The sequence below is a fragment of the Fulvivirga aurantia genome (assembly GCF_009711475.1).
GTDB lineage: Bacteria > Bacteroidota > Bacteroidia > Cytophagales > Cyclobacteriaceae > Fulvivirga > Fulvivirga aurantia.
Window position 1 is genome coordinate 1,680 of sequence record NZ_SMMD01000501.1, and the last position, 1,692, is coordinate 3,371.

The 1,692-nt window shown below is 37.7% G+C and carries 2 protein-coding genes; both read right to left on the reverse strand.

The window, feature by feature from the left end:
• Nucleotides 1–545: PAS domain S-box protein (locus E1176_RS21230; protein ID WP_155209214.1), on the reverse strand; the 545-nt coding region annotated here is incomplete at its 3' end.
• On the reverse strand, nt 546–1,692 hold a 1,147-nt coding region (locus tag E1176_RS03650; RefSeq protein WP_155209215.1), incomplete at its 5' end, for a sigma-54-dependent transcriptional regulator. It abuts the gene before it with no gap.

The following is a 1,692-nucleotide window of genomic DNA, read 5'->3' on the forward strand; positions in this document are numbered from 1 at the left end:
ATAGCACTTATATATTTATCACGATCTTCGTCTGATGTGGTGGCAGATAATAGATTGGCCATGCCAGCGATACCATTAATCGGAGTTCTGATTTCGTGACTCATGTTGGCCAGAAATTGTTCCTTAGCTCTTTGGGCGCGTAATAATTCTTCAGCGTCTTTTTTACGCTGCGTAATATCACGACAGTCGAGTATTAAGCCTTCAAACCCTTCTTTATGTTTAAGGTTTATAGAGTTAAACTCTAAATATCGATAAGCACCGTCTCTAGATAGAAATCTAAATTCAATACTCTCGTCATAGGGTTTGGTAGTACTTTTTTTAAATTCTTTGTGTAGTGCAGATAGTGTCTCGGGCTCAATGTAGTCGAAAAAATTTTGATTAATGAGACTGCCTGGGGCATGTCCTAGTGTCTCTTCAACAGAGGGGTTGTGGTAAAGGATATTCCCTTCGTAATCTACAATGAAAATAATGTCTGAGCCATCTTCTACAACAGCTTTGTAAAATAACCCTTCCTTTACATATTGTTGTAAACTCTCTGGTTTCATTTATGTAGTCTCTTCCTCCATTTCTTTAAGGTACCTGTATATTGTCGACTTGCCGATGTCTAGCTTTTTAGCTACCTGTAGTACATTATCATCATATTTATTAAGATAATGCCTTAGTATTTTGAAAGTATAATCTCTCAAAGTCATCTCCTCAAAAAGGAAATTAGCTTCTTTGGATATACTGTTAAAATTAATGTCTTCTGGTTGGACTAAATCATCGTTTGCCATCACTGCAGAAAGCTCTATGACAGACCTGAGTTCTCTGACATTACCCGGATAGGGGTAATTCATTAATTTTTCCTGTGTTTCAGGAGCTAGTTTTAAAGGTTTTAAATCATTGTCTTTAGAAAATTTCTCAAGAAAGAATTTTGCTAAAATTACAATGTCTTTGCCGCGGTCACGCAAGGGTGGGAGGTGTACAGGAAGCCCCAGCAACCTGTAATACAAGTCTTCTCTGAAGTTGCCTTCTTTTACTTCTTCAGCCAAGTCTCTGTGGGTGGCCACTATCAATCTAATATCAAGCTTGATGATGTCATTCCCACCTATTCTGGTAAGTTCTCTCTCTTGTAAGACACGCAGGAGTTTAGCTTGTAGATTAAGATCCATCTCACCAATTTCGTCTAGGAATAAAGTTCCTCCCTCCGCTTCTTCAAATTTCCCAACTCTTCTGGTATTAGCCCCGGTAAACGCTCCTTTCTCATGTCCGAAAAGCTCACTTTCCATAAGCTCAGAGGGGATTGCAGCTATATTTACCGCTACAAAAGGCTTCTTTTTTCTTTTAGAATTGTAATGAATGGCTTTTGCTACCAGTTCTTTACCAGTACCTGTCTCTCCGGTTACACTTACAGTAATGTTGGTCTTTACGGCTTTTTCTAGTAAGCTAAAAACCTTTTTTAGCGGTGCACTATTACCTACAATACTTTTGTCAAACTCATACTTCTCGCTGATTTCCTGTTTGAGGTGATCTATTTCTTTAATTAGTGAAATATTCTGTCTCGCATTATTAATTGTGTTTAATAAGCGATCCTTAGTCTCTTCGTCCTTAATAATGTAATCGTAAGCACCTAACTTTAGTAGCTCAACAGCTGTACCTATTTTTTCCTGAGCTGATATGATAATAACCTGGATGTTATTGTCGTATGATTTT